16 protein-coding genes are annotated in these 18,288 nt (G+C 39.0%); 12 read left to right on the top strand and 4 right to left on the bottom strand.

The genetic code is table 11. The features are described from left to right. Nucleotides 1-57 precede the first annotated feature (57 nt). From FY048_RS04940 to FY048_RS04965, 6 genes are all read left to right on the top strand, one after another. Nucleotides 58-1,095: a cupin domain-containing protein gene (locus tag FY048_RS04940; RefSeq protein WP_446090355.1), complete on the top strand. Its 1,038-nt coding sequence runs from the start codon at nt 58-60 to the stop codon at nt 1,093-1,095. A 27-nt stretch (nt 1,096-1,122) separates the two neighbouring features. Next, nucleotides 1,123-2,343, top strand: coding sequence for a 3-hydroxybenzoate 6-monooxygenase (locus FY048_RS04945; RefSeq protein ID WP_446090356.1), 1,221 nt, complete (start codon nt 1,123-1,125; stop codon nt 2,341-2,343). Continuing rightward, nucleotides 2,340-2,978 carry a maleylacetoacetate isomerase gene (gene maiA, locus FY048_RS04950; protein ID WP_446090357.1) on the top strand — a complete coding sequence of 213 codons (639 nt, stop codon included), beginning with the start codon at nt 2,340-2,342 and terminating at the stop codon, nt 2,976-2,978. Before FY048_RS04945 ends, maiA begins: the two co-directional genes overlap by 4 nt. 31 nt (nt 2,979-3,009) lie before the next feature. Beyond that, the gene (locus FY048_RS04955) at nt 3,010-3,711 is read left to right on the top strand and encodes a fumarylacetoacetate hydrolase family protein (RefSeq protein WP_446090358.1); all 702 of its coding nucleotides are present in this window, start codon (nt 3,010-3,012) and stop codon (nt 3,709-3,711) included. A gap of 111 nt (nt 3,712-3,822) precedes the next feature. Continuing rightward, nucleotides 3,823-5,166, top strand: a complete 1,344-nt coding sequence (locus FY048_RS04960; RefSeq protein WP_446090359.1) for an MFS transporter — start codon at nt 3,823-3,825, stop codon at nt 5,164-5,166. A 126-nt stretch (nt 5,167-5,292) separates the two neighbouring features. After that, nucleotides 5,293-6,501 carry an OprD family outer membrane porin gene (locus FY048_RS04965; protein WP_446090720.1) on the top strand — a complete coding sequence of 403 codons (1,209 nt, stop codon included), beginning with the start codon at nt 5,293-5,295 and terminating at the stop codon, nt 6,499-6,501. A 77-nt stretch (nt 6,502-6,578) separates the two neighbouring features. Here FY048_RS04965 and FY048_RS04970 read toward each other — a convergent pair whose 3' ends face one another. Both FY048_RS04970 and FY048_RS04975 read right to left on the bottom strand, forming a co-directional pair. After that, nucleotides 6,579-7,664 (bottom strand): HlyD family secretion protein, encoded by a 1,086-nt coding sequence (locus tag FY048_RS04970; RefSeq protein WP_446090360.1) that lies wholly within the window; start codon nt 7,662-7,664, stop codon nt 6,579-6,581. After that, on the bottom strand, nt 7,661-9,238 hold the full coding sequence (locus FY048_RS04975; RefSeq protein WP_446090361.1) for an MFS transporter: 1,578 nt from the start codon (nt 9,236-9,238) through the stop codon (nt 7,661-7,663). Before FY048_RS04975 ends, FY048_RS04970 begins: the two co-directional genes overlap by 4 nt. Before the next feature lie 166 nt (nt 9,239-9,404). Here FY048_RS04975 and FY048_RS04980 point away from each other — a divergent pair, with 166 nt between their 5' ends. Both FY048_RS04980 and FY048_RS04985 read left to right on the top strand, forming a co-directional pair. Then, the gene (locus FY048_RS04980; protein ID WP_446090362.1) at nt 9,405-10,028 is read left to right on the top strand and encodes a TetR/AcrR family transcriptional regulator; all 624 of its coding nucleotides are present in this window, start codon (nt 9,405-9,407) and stop codon (nt 10,026-10,028) included. A gap of 321 nt (nt 10,029-10,349) precedes the next feature. Beyond that, on the top strand, nt 10,350-10,559 hold the full coding sequence (locus FY048_RS04985) for a cold-shock protein (protein ID WP_016138064.1): 210 nt from the start codon (nt 10,350-10,352) through the stop codon (nt 10,557-10,559). A 44-nt stretch (nt 10,560-10,603) separates the two neighbouring features. Here FY048_RS04985 and FY048_RS04990 read toward each other — a convergent pair whose 3' ends face one another. Next, nucleotides 10,604-11,491 (bottom strand): AraC family transcriptional regulator N-terminal domain-containing protein, encoded by an 888-nt coding sequence (locus tag FY048_RS04990; RefSeq protein WP_446090363.1) that lies wholly within the window; start codon nt 11,489-11,491, stop codon nt 10,604-10,606. Between the two features lie 288 nt (nt 11,492-11,779). On the opposite strand from FY048_RS04990, the gene FY048_RS04995 reads away from it, so the two are divergent. The 4 genes from FY048_RS04995 (at nt 11,780) to FY048_RS05010 (ending at nt 16,757) form a co-directional block, all read left to right on the top strand. Further along, nucleotides 11,780-12,832 (top strand): NAD(P)-dependent alcohol dehydrogenase, encoded by a 1,053-nt coding sequence (locus tag FY048_RS04995; protein ID WP_446090364.1) that lies wholly within the window; start codon nt 11,780-11,782, stop codon nt 12,830-12,832. 677 nt (nt 12,833-13,509) lie between these two features. Further along, nucleotides 13,510-14,064, top strand: coding sequence for a TetR/AcrR family transcriptional regulator (locus tag FY048_RS05000; RefSeq protein ID WP_446090365.1), 555 nt, complete (start codon nt 13,510-13,512; stop codon nt 14,062-14,064). A gap of 127 nt (nt 14,065-14,191) precedes the next feature. Further along, nucleotides 14,192-14,608 carry a DUF2946 domain-containing protein gene (locus FY048_RS05005; RefSeq protein WP_446090366.1) on the top strand — a complete coding sequence of 139 codons (417 nt, stop codon included), beginning with the start codon at nt 14,192-14,194 and terminating at the stop codon, nt 14,606-14,608. A 52-nt stretch (nt 14,609-14,660) separates the two neighbouring features. Then, nucleotides 14,661-16,757 (top strand): TonB-dependent receptor, encoded by a 2,097-nt coding sequence (locus FY048_RS05010; RefSeq protein ID WP_446090367.1) that lies wholly within the window; start codon nt 14,661-14,663, stop codon nt 16,755-16,757. 46 nt (nt 16,758-16,803) lie between these two features. On the opposite strand, the gene FY048_RS05015 is transcribed toward FY048_RS05010, so the two are convergent. Next, a complete protein-coding gene (locus tag FY048_RS05015) occupies nt 16,804-18,147 on the bottom strand; it encodes a PepSY-associated TM helix domain-containing protein (protein ID WP_446090368.1) in 1,344 nt (447 codons plus the stop codon). Nucleotides 18,148-18,288 lie beyond the last annotated feature (141 nt).

Raw genomic sequence — 18,288 nt, forward strand, 5'->3', positions numbered from 1 at the left:
AGGCCGTAAAAGTACAAAGCATTCTTGTACCAATTGGCCTTAAATAGAGGATCTGAAATGGAACAGTTAGCAACACTAGATGACTTGCCGAAACGTTATCTTGGTCAACTTGAAGAATCAAATTTAGTCCCTTTATGGCCAAGTTTACGCAATGTATTACCTCCGCATAAACCGATGCCGCAGACCGTAGCAACCGCTTGGTATTTTCAGAATATTAAACCTTTATTGCTCGAAGCAGGTGAGTTAACACCAATTGAAAAAGCTGAACGCCGTGTATTGGTTTTAGCAAATCCCGGACATGGTCTGGAAAATATGAAAGCAAGTTCGGTCATGTATCTTGGCATGCAACTTTTATTGCCAAAAGAGTGGGCGCCATCACATCGACATACCCCAAATGCGGTACGTCTGATTGTTGAAGGTGATGGGGCTTATACGACTGTTGAAGGTCAAAAATGCATGATGGAGCATGGAGATTTAATCCTTACACCATCAGGGCTTTGGCATGAACATGGACATGATGGCGATGAGCCTGTCATCTGGTTAGATGTGCTGGATTTACCTTTGGTTTATTACATGGAAGCTTCTTATGTACAACCAGGCGAAATCCAAAAAGTGACTAGTGCCGGAAATGCTCATCATTATGGAACGGGTATTGTACCAACAGCACATTTTAGCCGTGAAAATGCCTCGTATCCGATCATGCGCTACTCTTGGAAAGAAACCAAAAAAGTTTTGCATGCGCTTGCAGATGATAAAAACCATCAAGCTCCAATTCAGGTGACTTACATCAATCCTGAAACCGGTGATGACTGTCAAAATATTATTGGTTATTCGGCTTTAATGCTCAGACCAAATGAAACTTTACAGCTCCAACCGCGCTCTACTGCCCAAATTTTTCATGTGATTGACGGTCAGCTCCAAGTCAAAATTGATCAGAAAGATTTCAATTTAAATAAAGCTGATACGGCATGTGCACCATGTTTTTCTCATATTGATTTAATCAATACCTCAGATCAACCATGTTATTTGTTTATTGCAGATGAAGCGCCCTTGCAACGGAAACTGGGTTTGTACTCTGTGCGTGAGCGCCAGTAAATAGAATATTTTATAAGGATATAAATCATGTCAAATACTCAACAACCGATATTAATTGCTGGTGGCGGCATTGGTGGGTTTGCAGCTGCACTCGCTTTGGCAAAACAAGGTTTTAAGGTACAGGTTTTTGAACAAGCCCCTGAAATTGGTGAGATCGGCGCAGGAATTCAACTAGGGCCAAACGCATTTCATGCCTTTGATGCGCTAGGAATTGGTGAAATTGCTCGTAGTAAAGCAGTTTATACCGACTATATGGTTATGCATGATGCGATTGATGAATATCAGGTCGGCAAAATTCCAACCGATGAAAAATTCCGTGAACGTTTTGGTAACCCATATGCGGTGATTCACCGTGCTGATATTCATGGTTCATTGGTAGAAGGTGCAAAACAATATGGCCATTTGGAGATTATCACTAATTGTCATATTCAAAAAGTTGAACAAGATGATGCTGGCGTAACGATTACTGATCAAAACGGTACGCAATATCATGGTCAGGCACTTATTGGTGCTGACGGTGTTAAATCTGTTGTGCGTGACACCTATGTGGGTGACCCTGCATTGGTTACAGGTCATGTGGTTTACCGTGCTGTTGTACCTGAAAGCGAATTTCCTGAAGACTTGAAATGGAATGCAGCCAGTATTTGGGTAGGACCAAATTGCCACCTTGTGCATTATCCACTGCGCGGTGGAAAGGAATATAACGTTGTGGTGACGTTCCATAGCCGTGAGCAAGAACAGTGGGGCGTAACTGATGGCTCTAAAGAAGAAGTGCTGTCTTATTTTCAAGGAATTTGCCCGAAAGCTCGCCAATTGATTGAGTTACCTAAAAGCTGGCGCCGCTGGGCAACCGCAGACCGTGAACCGATTGAAACATGGACTTTTGGCCGTGTGACATTACTTGGCGATGCAGCACATCCAACCACGCAATATATGGCGCAAGGTGCATGTATGGCGATGGAAGACGCCGTAACTTTAGGTGAAGCGTTACGTGTTACCGACCATGAGATTTTAAAAGCTTTTGATATTTACCAAAAAGCACGTGTGGCACGTACAGCACGTATTGTTTTGTCTTCACGTGAAATGGGCAAAATTTACCATGCCAAAGGTGTGCAACGCTTGGTTCGCAATGATTTGTGGCGTGGACGTCCTACTGAACGTTTTTATGATGCAATGGAATGGTTATATGGCTGGAATGTTAATAACTGCCTTGATGCAGTGAAAAACTATCAAGGGAATGTGGCATGAAACTCTATAGCTTTTTCCGTAGCGGTACATCGCATCGAACTCGCATTGTGTTGAACCTAAAGGGTTTGGCTTATGAAGCGGCTTATATCTCGCTCGCTAAAAACGAACACCATCAAGCTGCTTTTAAAGCTTTAAATCCGCAAGGATTTGTACCAGTACTTGAAACTGAAGCGGGAAATTTGTTGCAAAGTCCAGCCATTATCGAATGGCTAGAAGAACAATATCCAGAACCTGCTTTATTACCTACAGATGCATTAGGTCGTGAAAAAGTCCGTGCCATTGCGGCTTTAGTTGGATGCGATGTTCACCCTTTAAACAACAAGCGTGTTCTTGAATATTTACGCCAGAACTTGGGGCTGGATGATGCACAAATCAACGCATGGTGTGCCAAGTGGATTCAGGATGGATTTGCTGCTTTAGAGCATATTTTGGAACAAGACCAGAATCGCGAAAAGTTCTGCTATGGCAATCAACCGACCATTGCAGATGCCTATTTAGTTCCACAAGTCGTTTCTGCTGAGCGTTTTAAAGTCGATTTATCGGCTTATCCAAACATTAATGAAATTTACCAACATTGCATGACTTTAGAAGCATTTCAAAAAGCAGCACCTGAACAGCAGGCTGATGCATTTTGAGTCGTGATTAACTTAATAGAAGGAATTTAACATGTCATTTATTTTTGAACCAATGACCACTGCGGGTCTATTTATTCACGGCTCAGCGCATAAATTTCCAGTACGCCGTGTGTATTGTGTCGGCCGTAACTATGCTGCTCATGCACGTGAAATGGGTTTTGACCCAGACCGTGAACCACCATTTTTCTTTTGTAAGCCAAATGACCTTGAATCGGTTGTTCCGGTAAATACAGATGCGGTTGATATTCCATATCCATCTGAAACTTCAAATTTTCATTATGAAATTGAGTTGGTGGTTGCAATTGGTAAAGATGCCAAAAATGTCTCGGTTGAGGATGCAGTGAACTATATCTATGGCTATGCCGTTGGTTTAGATATGACACGCCGTGACTTACAGATGGCAATGCGTGAAAAAGGTCGACCGTGGGAAATCGGTAAGGCTTTTGATTTTTCTGCACCAGTTGGCCCAATTCATCCGATTACTCAAACGGGTGAAATCAATAATGCCGATATTCATTTAACGGTAAATGGTAAAACCGAACAGCACAGCGATGTCAGTCACCTGATTTGGTCTGTGGCCGAAACGATTGCCAATTTATCTACGTTATTTGAACTAAAAGCAGGTGATTTGATTTTTACAGGAACTCCAGAAGGTGTGGGTGCTGTAGTGAAAGGTGATGTTATGCGTGCAGAAATTACCGGACTGACTGGAATTACGGTGAATGTGAAATAAATCAAATTGATCTGATTTATTGAAATAGGTGCTCAACCTAAATAAAAAATACAGTTGGGCACCTTTGCTAAGGATTGCATATACGCCAATGTATTGGCGAAAGGAGCTCTCATGTCTCAAAATTCTATAGACGTACAAAGTTTCATTGATGAAATACCGCTATCGTCTTTGCAAAAATTAATCATGTGGTTGTGTTTTTTGATTGTTGCGATTGATGGTTTCGATACCGCGGCTGTTGGGTTTATTGCACCTGCTTTAAAGGCAGAATGGGGATTGCAAGCAACCGATTTGGCACCTTTATTTGGTGCTGGCTTATTTGGACTGATGGCAGGTGCACTCATTTTCGGACCGTTATCCGATAAATTAGGCCGTAAACCGATTTTAATTGGTTCGGTCATTATGTTTGGAATTGCCAGTGTTTTTGCCTCTTTTTCAGCAGATTTACAAACCCTGATTATTTGGAGATTTCTCACTGGTTTGGGTCTAGGTGGGGCTTTACCCAATGCAATTACTTTAACCTCTGAATATGCGCCTACATCTCGTCGCTCTAATCTTGTAACCATGATGTTCTGTGGCTTTACAGTGGGTTCTGCTCTTGGTGGTATTTTTTCGGCTCAGCTACTTCCTCATATTGGTTGGCACGGTATTTTGCTCATTGGGGGCGTATTGCCTTTAGCGACCGTACCTTTCTTATATTTTTTATTACCTGAATCTATCCGATTTTTAGTACTTAAAAAGAAGAGCACCGAGAAAATTAAAAAGATTATTCACCGTATCGCACCGCATTTAAATAGCACTCCTACATTGGTTCCAACAGTCAATGAAGTCGAAAAATCAAGTTTGAAAGATTTGTTTAATAAAGGCTTTGCTTTGGGCACTTTTTTGATTTGGTTTACCTTTTTTATGAGCCTTCTCATTATTTATATGATTTCAAGTTGGATGCCTACTTTATTAACCAATGAGGGTTTTAATTTATCCAATGCGTCATGGCTTACTTCAATTTTTCAAATAGGTGGAACCATTGGTGCCATTGTCTTAGGCCTGCTAATGGATAAGATGGATGCAACCAAAATTTTAAGTACGGCTTATGTTTTTGGTGGTTTTTTCCTGATTTGTTTAGGGTTTGGAATTGAACAGGCAAATACAGCTTTATTGATGTTTGCCATGTTTGGGGTAGGTGCAGGAATTAGTGGTTCGCAAGTAGGAGCAAATGCTTTTGCATCTAGTTTTTATCCAACACATTGTCGTGCAACAGGGGTAAGTTGGGCCAATGCAGTAGGGCGCTCAGGGTCGATTGTAGGATCAATTATGGGCGGCTGGTTAATGTCATTAAATCTCTCCAGTTTTGAAATTTTAAGTATTTTAGCGATACCTGCATTTTGTGCCGCGGTTTCGTTGTTACTTATTAAACGTTTAAAGAAAAATCAGTCTCAAGTTTTAGTCGCTTCAAATTGAGATAAGGCTATCGCACCGAACAAATATATGTCTGCGCCAAAGGATGGTGCAGACAATAATTAAAGGATGATTTGTTTCATGAAATGTTTAAAAAACGAATATTTAAAGTTTTCTACTCTTTTATTTATGTGTAGTGGTCATTCATTGTTGTGGGCAGCAGATACAGCTCAACAAGGCGAAAATGAATGGAAATTTACGCTAAAGAATGCCTATATTAATCGTAATTTTGATAATGATGCACTCAAAGATACGGGTAGTTGGTCTCAGGCAGCATCGCTATTTTATAAATCGAAAATGCATGAAACACCGCTGCAAATTGCAGATAAGCCCATTACGATTGGGGCTGATGCTTCTGTTCAATACGCCGTGCGCTTGAGTTCAGATAAACATGTTGCGGACACGGTTTTGCCTTTTAACAAGGAAACGCAATCTCAAGCATCCGACTTTTTAAAATACGGCGTCACTTTAAAACTAGGCTATGACAAAACCCTTTTAAGTGTCGGTGAACTCAGGCTAGATTTACCCGTAACGGCTGTGGATGCAAGCCGACAATTGCTTGCCTCTTATTGGGGAACCAATCTTAAGTCGCAAATTTCAGATCAGCTCTATGCTGAAATTGGTCGGGTTGAAAAAGTGTCGCCAAGAAATGAAGAGGACTTTAAAAAGTTTTCGTTCACGGCAAATGGAATTACCAAAGAATCTGATGGCCTGAACTATATTGACCTGCGTTATCAATTTACGCCGTCACTCAAGGGTGAATACTACTTCGGTAATTTGGAAGACCTCTACAACAAACACTATGCTGGACTTGAGCATAATTGGAAACAACCTAATTTTGCTCTTACCTCTAAGTTTAAATATTTCAATGCAAAAGATGATGGCAATACTTTTGATATTGATGCGCAAAACATTGGGGTGCTAGAGACTCTAAAAGTAAAAAATCATACCTTTGGTTTAGGTTATCAACAAATTATGGGTGAGTCCGCTTACCCTCTACCAGATGGTTTTTTACCAGAGACCTACTTCATTAACTGGAATACCACTGGATTCTTTAAAGAAGACGAAAAGTCTTACCATGTGATGTATGGCTACGACTTTAAAGACTATGTACTAGGCCTAAATGCGATGGTGAAATATGTTTACGGCCATGACTTTAAAGCAGCCAGTGGTGAAAAGAATCATGAAACCGAGTCGAATGTGATTTTAAATTATGCGTTTCAGCAGCCGTTCTTAAAAGGCGTTGCCCTGCAATATATTCGTATTGATTACAACGTTAAACATGGTAATGACTTTGGTGAAGATCGCTTGTTTGTAAACTATACCAAAAAGTTTTAAAGACTTTTTAAAACTCATCATTAGAAAAGAGACCGTAAATGGTCTCTTTTTCTCTCATATTTTGAAATCTAGACTATTTATTTATTCGTATCTATTGATACTAAAACCGATAAACCAGGACGTAATAATTTAACATCTTTTTGATTTTCAATGAGCTTGATCCGTAAAGGAAGACGCTGAACAATCTTGGTAAAGTTACCAGTCGCATTGGTCGCAGAAATTGGTGAGAAAAATGCGCCAGTAGAGGGAGAGAAGCTGTCTACTACGCCTTTTAGTTCAACGTTATAAGCATCTACATAGACATTAACAGATTGTCCAATTTTTATTTGTTTTAACTCAATTTCACGGAAGTTTGCTTCTACATAGACTTGGTCTAAAGGCACAACCACCATGAGTGGATTACCAGCGCTCACAAAGTTACCTACGTTAGCTGACTTTTGACCAATCATGCCATCAATAGGCGCACGAACTTCTGTATAACTCAAATTCAATTTTGCTTTATCAAGTGCCGCTTGTGCTTGTTTAAGAGCCGCTTGTTTGGCTTGTACCTGAATCTTATATTGGTTGAGCTGATACTGTGCATCAATCACTTTTTCTTTACTGCTGTCTAAGTCGGCATATTGTTCAGTCAATGTAGTCTTAGATTGCTGTGTAATTAATCTAGACTCGGCCCCAAGTGCCTGTAGTTGCTCATAACGCGCTGTATTATCTTTTGTAAGTTTGATTCCAGCTTCTACTTTTCTCAGCTGTGCTTCAGTTTCTCGAATAACAGTCGGCTGTCTATCAACTGCCAGCATTGCTTCACTCACGTCAGCTTGTGCTTTTGCATAATTCGATTCAGCTTCAGCTAAAGCAGCTTGATAATCACGTGCATCAATCTTTGCTAAAAGTTGGCCTTTTTTTACAGTCTGATGATCTTCAATATAAATTTCTTCAATATTGCCAGATACTTTAGGGGCAATGGTTGAGTACTCTACATCCACACGCGCATCGTCTGTTTCAATAATCGAAGATGGCAAAAATATAATTTTTAAAACCCACAAAATAGATGCTAAGACAATAATGAACGCAACAACCATAACCCAATGCTTTTTGAGATATTGCACCTTTGTTAACTTAGGTGGTTCAGTGGGGGTGGTATCTTGGGCTTCGAGAGTACTCATAAAGATTTTCCTGAGTTATGACTATTTATTAACTTAATGAGAGCAATACGTGGCGGATAAGTTCGAACTGGCAAAATCAACATCACAATGAATAAAATAGCGGTAAGGCCAGCTAAGATGAGATATTGATCACTAATAACTAAAACAGATTGTTGTGCTTGGATCGCAGAATTTAGGGCAGATAAACCACCTGAAACACGATCTGCACCATTTGCAGTGAGCACAGGGGGAGTAAGCGGATTAATGACAGGGCCTTGAATATTTTGGAAAACATGTTGGGCGGTATTTTCAATTAATCGTGTTGAATGGTATTCACCGCGCACTCGATTGATCCAATCTAAAATACATACACCTAGTACACCGCTAATAGCACGCGGAGTATTAATCATTGGTGATGCATAAATTGCCATGGTTGGGTGAACGCTGTTTGTTCCCATCATTAAGAGCGAGAGCACGACACAGGTTTGTCCTAAACATGAGATTGCATGCCAAAAATAAAACTGATCTTGATTCCATGTGGTATCAAGTTGGCTTGCACCTAGGCAACCAGCAATGACTAGAAGTAAACCAAACCCATGCACATATCGGCTATCCACCCAAGCTTGATTTAAAAGCTTCACAACAATAGGAATATAGATAAATTGCAATGCCGCAATTTGTAGGCCAATCCACATAGTCTGAGTGGGTTTATAGCCATGCACAGCACTAAGGTAATTCAGTGGTAATGTGCTGGTGGACATACCAATAATGACAAAGCAAAAGAGGGCAAAAACAGCATAAGCAAAATTTCGGATTTCGAGCATTTGCGGTTTAATTAATGGTGAAGGATAACGCCATTCATGTATGAAAAACCAAGGTAAAGTAATCGCACTAATTAAAGCCAATACACAAATTAATTGAGAGTGGAACCAGTCTAAATGGTTGCCATGCAACAACATGGTGCTCAGGCTCGCTAAGCTAACAATCGCTAAAATGGCACCCATCCAATCGTAAGTTTTTATTCTTGAATAATTCAATGGGTCTTGGGGAATACCAAAATAAACCAGAGCAGCACTTAGCGCACAAAAAGGAATGGTTTGGAAAAATATCATTTTCCAGCCAATCACATCTAAATAAAAGGCAGAGAGTGCGGCACTTAAGTTGGGAAAGAATGTTGCAGTTAATGCATAGCAGGCTAAGCCCCATAGCCGAATATCTGGCCCTAAAAATCTAAGTGCACAGGCCATGAGCAAAGGAATAGTTAAACCATTAGCAAGACCTTGTAGGGCACGTAATAAGTAAAATATTTCGATATTTGGACTAAAAGGAATTAAAACGCTAGAAAAGAGGCAAAGTCCGATGGTAAAAAGAAGAACTCTGCGCATAGAAAAAATGACTGCCCAACTCGTGGACAGAATCATGCCAATAATCATAGCACTCGCGTAAATACTGTTGAACCAATAACCCGAGTCAACACTAATTCCCATCGCACCACGAATGTCGACTAAGGCAATACTTGTAATTCGATTATTAAATTCAACAGTCATTGCAGCAAATATTGCACCTGCTAAACCGATGAGTGGCTTTGTATTCATTTTTTACCTTAAATCTTAAACATCAATTCATTGCACGGAGCGGATATTTACTATACTGTACCGATCGGTACTGTACTCTCTAATTAAATTTAGGTCAATTCTCGATTTTGAACTTTTCGATGAGTTACACTTAGAACGAAATCGCTAAAATTTTTATAAGGTCACTATGTCTGTCACAACTAAAGCCAATGAAAAAGATCAAAAAATTCTGGATGCAGCAACCAAGTTTTTTTTGACTCATGGTTTTAGTGGCACAACAACAGACATGATCCAAAAAGAGGCGGGTGTTTCAAAAGCCACCATGTATGGCTGCTATAAGAATAAAGAAGTGATGTTCGCTGCGGTCATTGAGCGCCAGTGCACGAACATGCAAGAGCAAATTATTTTAGTCGAGACAAAAGCCGAAAACTTACGGTCAGCTTTAACCGAGATTGGAAAAACTTATTTGTGTTTTATATTGTCGCATTCAGGTTTGGCATTTTTTAGAGTTTGTATTGCAGAAGCGGTCAGATTTCCCGAGTTATCTGAAAAGTTCTTTCAAGTTGGCCCACAGCGTCTTGCAAATATTATTGCGGGTTATTTAGAAAAATCAGCTAAAAATGGTGAAATTGAGTTAAATTCCTCTGCCGACATAGCAGCAAATATATTTTTGGCATTATTACGAAGTGATGCCCATTTAAAATGTTTAACACATCCTAATTATACAATTTCTGATAGTGAAATTAGTTCTTGGGTTGAGTATATGGTTGATTTGTTTATGAAAAATATAGATATTAAAAATAGGGTATGAATTGGTCTCTTGTTTAGCTTGAGCAGACAGTAAAAGAGAAATGTTATGGAGGAGTAAAGATATTTATCTTTACTAAGTAGGTGATGTATCTCTCTTTATTATAAAAAAATAAATATTACATACGAAAATCTTGAATTAATGTGGGTTTCATGTATGCTTAAGTTAACTAGAAAAAAGACTTGTAGTAAATCTTCTTTAAGTATCGTAGTTTTAGTCATAATCCTTCGTTTTTTCAGATATTAAGCTCAATTCGTTACCATTTTTTCAAGTTATATTTGTCATTTTAAAATGACTCAACTGATTAAGATTCAAGGATATATTATGTCTAATACAAATGCTGGTACAGTAAAGTGGTTTAACGAAACTAAAGGTTTCGGTTTTATTCAACAAGAATCTGGTCCAGATGTATTTGCTCATTTCAAAGAAATCGCGTCTTCTGGCTTCAAAACTTTACATGAAGGTCAGAAAGTAACATTTAATATCACTCAAGGACAAAAAGGTCCAAGTGCTGTGAATATTATTCCTGAGTAATAAGCGATAAATAAAAAAGCCCTGAATATTCAGGGCTTTTTTATTTATATAGTTTTTATATCCACTGAAGGTGGTGCTCCAAAAAAACGCTTATATTCTCTGGAAAATTGAGACAAACTTTCGTAACCAACCTGAATACTAGTCGTTGAAATATCACATTCTTCGGTCATCAATAAACGCCGTGCTTCAGTTAACCTCATTCTCTTTTGATACTGTAAGGGACTCATCGAGGTTATATCCCTAAAATGTTGATGAAAACTAGAAGCACTCATACCCATTGTGCTTGCTAGCTCTTCAACACTAAAGGATTTTGCAAAATTTGTTTTCAGCCATTCAATCGCTTTCACAATTCGATGGCCTGTAGTTCCTGCCGCCACAATGCGTTTAAGTCGGTCACCTTGCGGACTCATTAATAAACGATAAAAAATTTCCTTAATAATAAGGGGAGACAAGATGGGGATGTCTTGTGGCGTATCGAGTAGTTTTATTAATCGTATAAAAGCATCATTCAGCTCAGAATTGACTACTCCAACAGCCATTCCTTTTTTTTCAGTGTTTACGTCTTTAAAAGGAATATGGGCTTCAAGCATGATTTGGGCAAGAATATAGGGATCTAGTCGTAGCACTATTGAAAGATAAGGTCGTTCAACTGAAGCTTCAAGTACTTGAGCAATGACAGGCAGGTCAATTGCTGTAAAAAGGAAATGGTTAGAGTCGTAGGTGTAGGTTTCTTCGCTAAGAATTACCTGTTTTTTCCCTTGAGCAATCATACATAGACTTGCATCCATCATGCTGCTACTTGGTTGGGTCAATGTTTCTGCACGATATAAAGTCAGCCCCATAATAGATGTTTCGAATGTACCTTTTTCTCGGGTCCATTGATCGACAAGTTGAACTAATTCTTGATTATGGTTTAGAGACCTATTCGCCATTCAGATTCCACCGATTACCGTTTGTGTTTTTATTGTAGGCATTTCAAATCAGAAAAATAGAGAGAAGTGCAACAATTCGGAGGATTGGGCAAATCTGCAAGAGGAATAGAACAACAGCTTACAACTTTCATTTTTATACTGATGAACATGGCAAAAAGTCGATTGCTTAAAGTCTGCTGGGTCATCGTTTTCAAAAATGTATTCATGTGCTTTCAAAACTAATCGCCATCAATGAATGTCCAGCAAAGAAATCGTCTTTATTTACACATTAAACATGAGAGAAAAAATATGACAATTGAAGTTTTAGGTTATGCCGCGCTGTCATCAGAAACTCCTTTAGTTCCTTTTAAGTTTGAACGTAGAACCCCACGTGAAGATGATGTTGTCATTCAAATTGAATATTGTGGTGTGTGCCATTCAGATTTACATCAAGCTAAAAATGATTGGGGATTTAGTGCTTATCCATTAGTTCCGGGCCATGAAATTGTCGGGCGTGTCACCTCAATCGGTCCTAAAGTCACAAAATATAAGGTCGGTGATTTAGTCGGTATTGGCTGTATGGTCGATTCATGCCGTACTTGTTCTGCTTGTCATTCAGGACTAGAGCAATATTGTGAAGAAGGTAATATTCAGACTTATGGTGGCGTAGATCGTCATGATCAACGACCAACCTATGGCGGATATTCTAAAAGCATTACGTGTAGCCAAGATTTCGTATTAAAAGTGCCTGAAAATCTGGATGCTCAAGCTGTACCGCCGTTACTTTGTGCAGGCATTACCACATGGTCGCCGCTTCGCCATTGGAATATTGGAAAGGGCAGTAAAGTCGCGGTCGTCGGTTTAGGTGGTTTAGGGCACATGGCAATTAAACTTGCCAATGCTCTAGGTGCTGAAGTGACATTATTTACCCGCTCAGCTAATAAAGAGCAAGATGCAAAACACCTCGGTGCGCATCATGTTGTGTTATCAATAGATGAAACTCAAATGAAATCAGTGTTAAATCAATTTGATTTAATTATTGATACTGTGCCTTATAACCATGACTTGAAGCCTTATATTCCAACACTAGCTCTAAATGGAACGATTGTGCTGGTTGGATATTTAGGTGAAATTAGCGCAAATTCAGTGCCTATGATTTTGGGTAGAAAGTCAATTGCTGGTTCGGTGATTGGTGGAATTAAAGAAACACAAGAGTTACTTGATTTCTGTGGTGAACATAACATCGTTTCTGAAGTAGAAATGATTGATATGAAAAATATCAATGAAGCTTTTGAGCGTATGTTAAAGAGTGACGTTAAGTATCGTTTTGTGATTGATATGAAAACTTTATCTGATCATTAATTTTGTTTGAACTTTGCTGTGCATTCTGTCATTAGGGTGCACAGCTCAAAAACTCTCTAAACAAGACAATATTATTAAGCTGATATTTAAGAATTTTCTTAATTATGTAATTAAATGAAAAACAATAATTATTTAAATATTTTCTAGCCAATATCACATTGACACCTTAAATATTCAAGATTACCATTTGCGGGCTGGCCTACATTGCCAGTCGGTCGTCGCAGACCGTCTAGTAAAGTGCATCAGATTATTCCTTCTGAGGAGTATTCTTGTGTATATCGATCGTCCCTCGCTTGTTGCGGTAGGACGAGTGAGGGACACCTTCGGGTGTGCTGATTCTTTACTATCAGTCTGCGAACCCTTGCTCGTTCTGCCACCATAATTCTAATGTCTTGGCAGAACTCCATATATAAGGAGTTGGCTTTGCATATCCATTATTTCTTGGCAACCATTGCCAAAAGCTATAACAACACAGCTTAAAACATTTAACGCAGCTTGATCGCCGTAAGGCTTTTTCAGGCTTTAGCTCGTTATTACTTAAAACTTAGACAATTAAAACTTGAGATGTGCTGGCACAGTCTTTACGGCTTTGCTATGCCTTTTGTTTCTCCCTAAAAAGGCAGCAGTTTTTATATCTCATTTATATACAACAATAATTTTTTTATAACGGTAAAACTATGCCATATTCAGATCTTCCAATACGTGCTTTAAGTGTATTACATACCTCACGCTATCTTTTTAATAACTTTGGCTTTCATAATGTCGGTGTAGACCGAATTATTGACTCGGCAAAAATCCCAAAAGCGACTTTTTATAACTATTTTCATTCAAAAGAACGTCTTATTAAAATGAGTCTAACTTTTCAGAGAGATGGCCTTACACAAGAAGTCATCTCGATTATCTATGTCCAAAAAGACTTAAGCGTAACTGAAAAGCTTCGTAAGATTTACTTTCTACATGCAGACTTAGATGGGCTTTACCACTTACCGTTTAAAGCCATATTTGAAATTGCGAAAACACATCCACAGGCTTATCAGCTCGTAATTGATTATAGAAATTGGTTGATCAATGAAATTTATAAACTGTTTTTAACAACCAACACGAATGCTTCAAAACAAGATGCGCACATGTTTTTATTTGTGATTGATGGGGCAATGGTTCAGCTTTTAGATTCAAATAGTGTGGATGACAGGAAAAGGTTACTAGATTATTTTTTGGCACAGACTATGTAAGTCTTTGATTGTATTTGCATAGTGATATTGATCATTTCTTGCTTGAGTGTAGGTTCAAATAAAAAACGCTAATTCTCTAAGCTGAATTATGTTATTTTTCAGTCGACGTTGATGAGAATGATTTTTCATGTATCGGTTTGGGACCATAATCGGCTTGCTAGCAATATTGCTACAGAACTTAGTGTTCTGGCAAAGCCTATTACCCAATGAAATGCATCAGCAAGCGGTATGTGTACAAATTATAGAAGTGATGAATCATTCAAAAATGAATTCTGAGCAACATTCATCTCATCATCTTAAAAACGATTCTAATAAAAAGCTTCTAGAAAAAAGCACTCACCACGATTCAAACACAGGTTGTCATTTTTGTTATCTATATAGCCATATTGCAACAATTGATGGCTTCAAATTATCTTTATTTGAAGTGGGTGTGATTGTTCGCTTAAGTATGTTGGCAACAATCAGCTATATATTATTTTATTTACGGCGCTTATTCCTCTCACCGCAAGGACGAGCTCCACCTCAACAACTTTGTTTTGCTTAATTTGTTACTAGGTCCGTATCTGTTCCTATTTCATTACTAAACAGAGTTTGTCATGTCTAAATTTTTACTTAATCCACTGGCGTGGAGTATCTTGTTTGCTCAATTTTCTATGTCTGCAATGGCACAAAGCCAAACTGATCAACAGGTTGCGGTGTTAGAAAAAATTACGATCAAAGCGGAAGATGCTACAGAGACCTCTATTTCTTCAACAGCATTAACTCAATTTGAACATGGTTTATTGAGTGTTCCATTTACCAAGTCACATGTGTCAGCTCAAGATATCCAAAATAATAATATTCAGCGTGTGAGTGATGCATTGTCACTGGTGAATGGTGTGGTTTATCAGGACAGCTACGGTGGAGGTTTTTGGGATAACTACTCGTTTCGTGGTTTTAGTACAGATCCCAATATGGGCACAAGCTATTTGCGTAATGGTTTGAGCGCTTTAAGTGGGATTCACACCCCAAGGGATATGGCAAATATTCAGGCAATTGATTTCTTAAAAGGGCCAATGGCGGCTATGTATGGGCAAGGTGCTATTGGTGGCATTATGAACATTACAACGAAACAACCCGAGTGGACGCAAAAAAATCAGGTGAGTTTAAGTGGTAGCACATTAGAAGAATATCGGGCTTCTCTAGATAGTACAGGTGCATTTAACGATGCGGTGGCTTATAGACTTGGGCTGGCTTATGAAAATAGCCAGAGTTTTAGAGACCATGTCGATAGTCAGCATTACTTTATTGCTCCTCAGCTTACATGGAAAATCTCGGATCAAACACAGCTCAATCTGGATAGTGAATTTTCAGAACATCAGGGTGTATTTGACCGTGGTATTCCGATGGTTAATGGGCAGTTTGTTGTCAATAAAAAGACCTTTTTAGGTGAACCATCGGATGGTGACATTAACGTCAAAGATCAGATGTATCAATTACGATTGAATCACCAATTTAATGAAAACTGGAATAACACTACAGCTTTAAGCTATGGTCATGGGGAGCGGGCAGGAACCTCCACTGAAATTTCGAGCATTGCTGCTGATGGGCAAACTGCAAACCGTTTTAGGCGCTACCGTCAATTTGAAACAGAGACAGTTCAGTTCCAATCGATTCTTCGGGGTAAATTTAATACAGGATTGCTAAAGCACGAACTTGTTGCAAATGTCGAAGCTGGACACTATACGATCGATCAAATTCAGTTTCGTAACGCAGTTGGCACATCAAGCCCGATTAATATTTATCATCCCGTATATGGTCAAAATATTTTAGCGCTGGCTAGAACAACAAAAAATACGAAAGAAATTCAAAATATGCTGGGAGTGAATTTACAAGACCAGATTTTCTTGAATAATCAATGGAATGTATTAATAGGTGGGCGTTTTAATCGTCTGGATCAACAAATTGATGATTACAAGACAGGCCTAACGGCTCAACAGGAATTTACCCCGTTTAGTCCACGCGTTGGAGTGAATTATCAACCAACGACAAAGCTTGCTTTGTATAGCAATTGGGGCAAATCTTTTGAGTTAAATACAGGTCTCAATAAAGAGAATCAACTTTACGACCCAGAGAAAACTCAAAGTTGGGAAATTGGAGCAAAATACGAATATCTACCACAAAGCTGGTTTGGACTCACCTATTTTGATTTAGATAAACAACATCTACTGACCGAAGGTATAACAGACACCTATGTCGACAGTGGACGTGTACAGAGTCATGGGCTAGAGGTCGAATTAAAACATCAATTTAATGATCATCTTCGTGTAGGAGCAAATTATACTTTTACAAAAGCATCGGTGATTGAAAGTGAAGTTGATACAAAAGGTGCTCGTCTTAAAAATATTCCGAAGCATACGGCAAACTTAAATACGGACTACCAGTTTGAGTTATTAGGAAGAGCGGCTGGCTTGGTCGGCACAATCAACTATTTTGGCAAGCGTAGTGCTAACTACATAGACAATGGAACCAGTTTACCGGAATTTACGGTGGTGAATATTGGAGGCTATGTACAAGTTCGTCCTGATTTACGGGCACAATTGAATATTGATAACGTGTTCGATAAGGACTATTACGTTTCGAGTTATACAGATGAATGGGTGCAACCCGGAGAGCCGCTGAAGGCAACTTTATCTTTGACTTGGAACTTCTGATGAATAAGGAGTTAGGCAAATTTTAAGCCTAGCTCCTTATTAAGGTTTACGATTTAGAAGGTATGTATTTACGCAGAGCAAAGATAAATAGCGTAAATAACATACTAAATCCAAAAACAGGTAGGCTTAGCCCTAACACGAGGCTCACCAATGTTAATGATAATTTTTGTGAGCCAGTTGCACGACTCCAAACTAATAGGCTTTGCCCAACAAAGTGAGTTGTCATGTGCTTTAAGTTCGAGTTTTTAAACGCAGCTTTATATGCATAAATAATCATCGTACAAAGTGCAAGCGCATAAAGTGCGAGAACTAATTGATTAATCCAGCCAAATAAAATCCCAATATGGGCATCTACTCCCCAACGAGTAAGCTTTGCCACCAGCGAGTAGTCTTTAAACGCAAGTTGATCGATGACTTTGTGGTGTTCCATATCAATTGCGATACTGTCTGCTTGAGTTGGCCATTTACGCTGAATTTCGGCGACTTCCCAAGCTTGATTACCACTGGTAGGTGGTTTGATTTGTATTTGTGCCGCGTCAATGCCATGTGCTCTGGCTATTGAAAGAACGCTATCAAATTCACTTGGAAAAATATTTAAATTAAGGTTTTCACTGTGTGGCATGTCGTGATGTTCATGGTGCATCACTGTAGGTAAATTATCTTCTTGAAGAGAAGTTGCCAATGTTGGGGTTTGCCAGTTAAGCCATTGACGAGCAACCCGAATATTATCTCCGGCCCACTCAGACCATGTAAGCCCCGTAATCGCGATTATTAATAGGAGAGGGAATAACGCTAAACCCAACGTGCTATGCCATTTCAATAATCTATTTTTTTGTGTTTGCCTAATTTTAAGATTTTGACGACGTTTCCACCAATTATACAGTCCGGTTAAAGTCCAAATGGCTAACCAGCTTGCTGCCAGTTCGCTATAAAAGCGACCCCATTTTCCGAGTAATAAATTGCTATGTAATTGATCGAGCATCGTTCGAAACGGCAGAACCCCACTGGTACCATAGACAGCTAGATGACCTTTGGCTTGAAGCGTAAAAGGATCAATAAAAACGGCTTCGCTGGTAAAATGATGTAGAGGATCTGAAAAAATTACACGAGTTGTTTGGTCAGCACTTGGGGCTGGTCTAACTTCAATCACCTGTGCGGACTTAGGCATGACTTGCTTTGCGGCTTCAATTTGCTGGCTTAGCATATGTGGCGGTTGCTTCAGTGGCTCAACATATAGAACATCTTTATAAATCGCTTGCTCTATTTGAGGCGTAATGGCATAGAGTAAACCAGTGACTGCTGCGAACAAGATAAATGGCGCAATAAAAATACCAGCATAAATATGAATTAAACGGTAAAGACTACGCCAGAAGGATGATTGGGTCAGCATCAGAAGAGAATGTTTGTCAGATTTTGGGCTGGATTATAACGACTTATTTCTTTTGATGTTGATTGAGTTGTAAGCGCTATTAAATTATTTGAGTAGTGCTTAGGTATACGGTTGGGTCCATTAATTAGACAGTTTTTATTA

This window comes from Acinetobacter sp. 1124_18A (assembly GCF_052824995.1).

What these genes read in the sequence shown, in the direction of transcription:
- FY048_RS04940 (WP_446090355.1), top strand. Translation starts at nt 58, where the DNA reads ATGGAACAGTTAGCAACACTAGATGACTTGCCGAAACGTTATCTTGGT.
- FY048_RS04945 (WP_446090356.1), top strand. Translation starts at nt 1,123, where the DNA reads ATGTCAAATACTCAACAACCGATATTAATTGCTGGTGGCGGCATTGGT.
- maiA (WP_446090357.1), top strand. Translation starts at nt 2,340, where the DNA reads ATGAAACTCTATAGCTTTTTCCGTAGCGGTACATCGCATCGAACTCGC.
- FY048_RS04955 (WP_446090358.1), top strand. Translation starts at nt 3,010, where the DNA reads ATGTCATTTATTTTTGAACCAATGACCACTGCGGGTCTATTTATTCAC.
- FY048_RS04960 (WP_446090359.1), top strand. Translation starts at nt 3,823, where the DNA reads ATGTCTCAAAATTCTATAGACGTACAAAGTTTCATTGATGAAATACCG.
- FY048_RS04965 (WP_446090720.1), top strand. Translation starts at nt 5,293, where the DNA reads ATGTGTAGTGGTCATTCATTGTTGTGGGCAGCAGATACAGCTCAACAA.
- FY048_RS04970 (WP_446090360.1), bottom strand. Translation starts at nt 7,664, where the DNA reads ATGAGTACTCTCGAAGCCCAAGATACCACCCCCACTGAACCACCTAAG.
- FY048_RS04975 (WP_446090361.1), bottom strand. Translation starts at nt 9,238, where the DNA reads ATGAATACAAAGCCACTCATCGGTTTAGCAGGTGCAATATTTGCTGCA.
- FY048_RS04980 (WP_446090362.1), top strand. Translation starts at nt 9,405, where the DNA reads ATGTCTGTCACAACTAAAGCCAATGAAAAAGATCAAAAAATTCTGGAT.
- FY048_RS04985 (WP_016138064.1), top strand. Translation starts at nt 10,350, where the DNA reads ATGTCTAATACAAATGCTGGTACAGTAAAGTGGTTTAACGAAACTAAA.
- FY048_RS04990 (WP_446090363.1), bottom strand. Translation starts at nt 11,491, where the DNA reads ATGGCGAATAGGTCTCTAAACCATAATCAAGAATTAGTTCAACTTGTC.
- FY048_RS04995 (WP_446090364.1), top strand. Translation starts at nt 11,780, where the DNA reads ATGACAATTGAAGTTTTAGGTTATGCCGCGCTGTCATCAGAAACTCCT.
- FY048_RS05000 (WP_446090365.1), top strand. Translation starts at nt 13,510, where the DNA reads ATGCCATATTCAGATCTTCCAATACGTGCTTTAAGTGTATTACATACC.
- FY048_RS05005 (WP_446090366.1), top strand. Translation starts at nt 14,192, where the DNA reads ATGTATCGGTTTGGGACCATAATCGGCTTGCTAGCAATATTGCTACAG.
- FY048_RS05010 (WP_446090367.1), top strand. Translation starts at nt 14,661, where the DNA reads ATGTCTAAATTTTTACTTAATCCACTGGCGTGGAGTATCTTGTTTGCT.
- FY048_RS05015 (WP_446090368.1), bottom strand. Translation starts at nt 18,147, where the DNA reads ATGCTGACCCAATCATCCTTCTGGCGTAGTCTTTACCGTTTAATTCAT.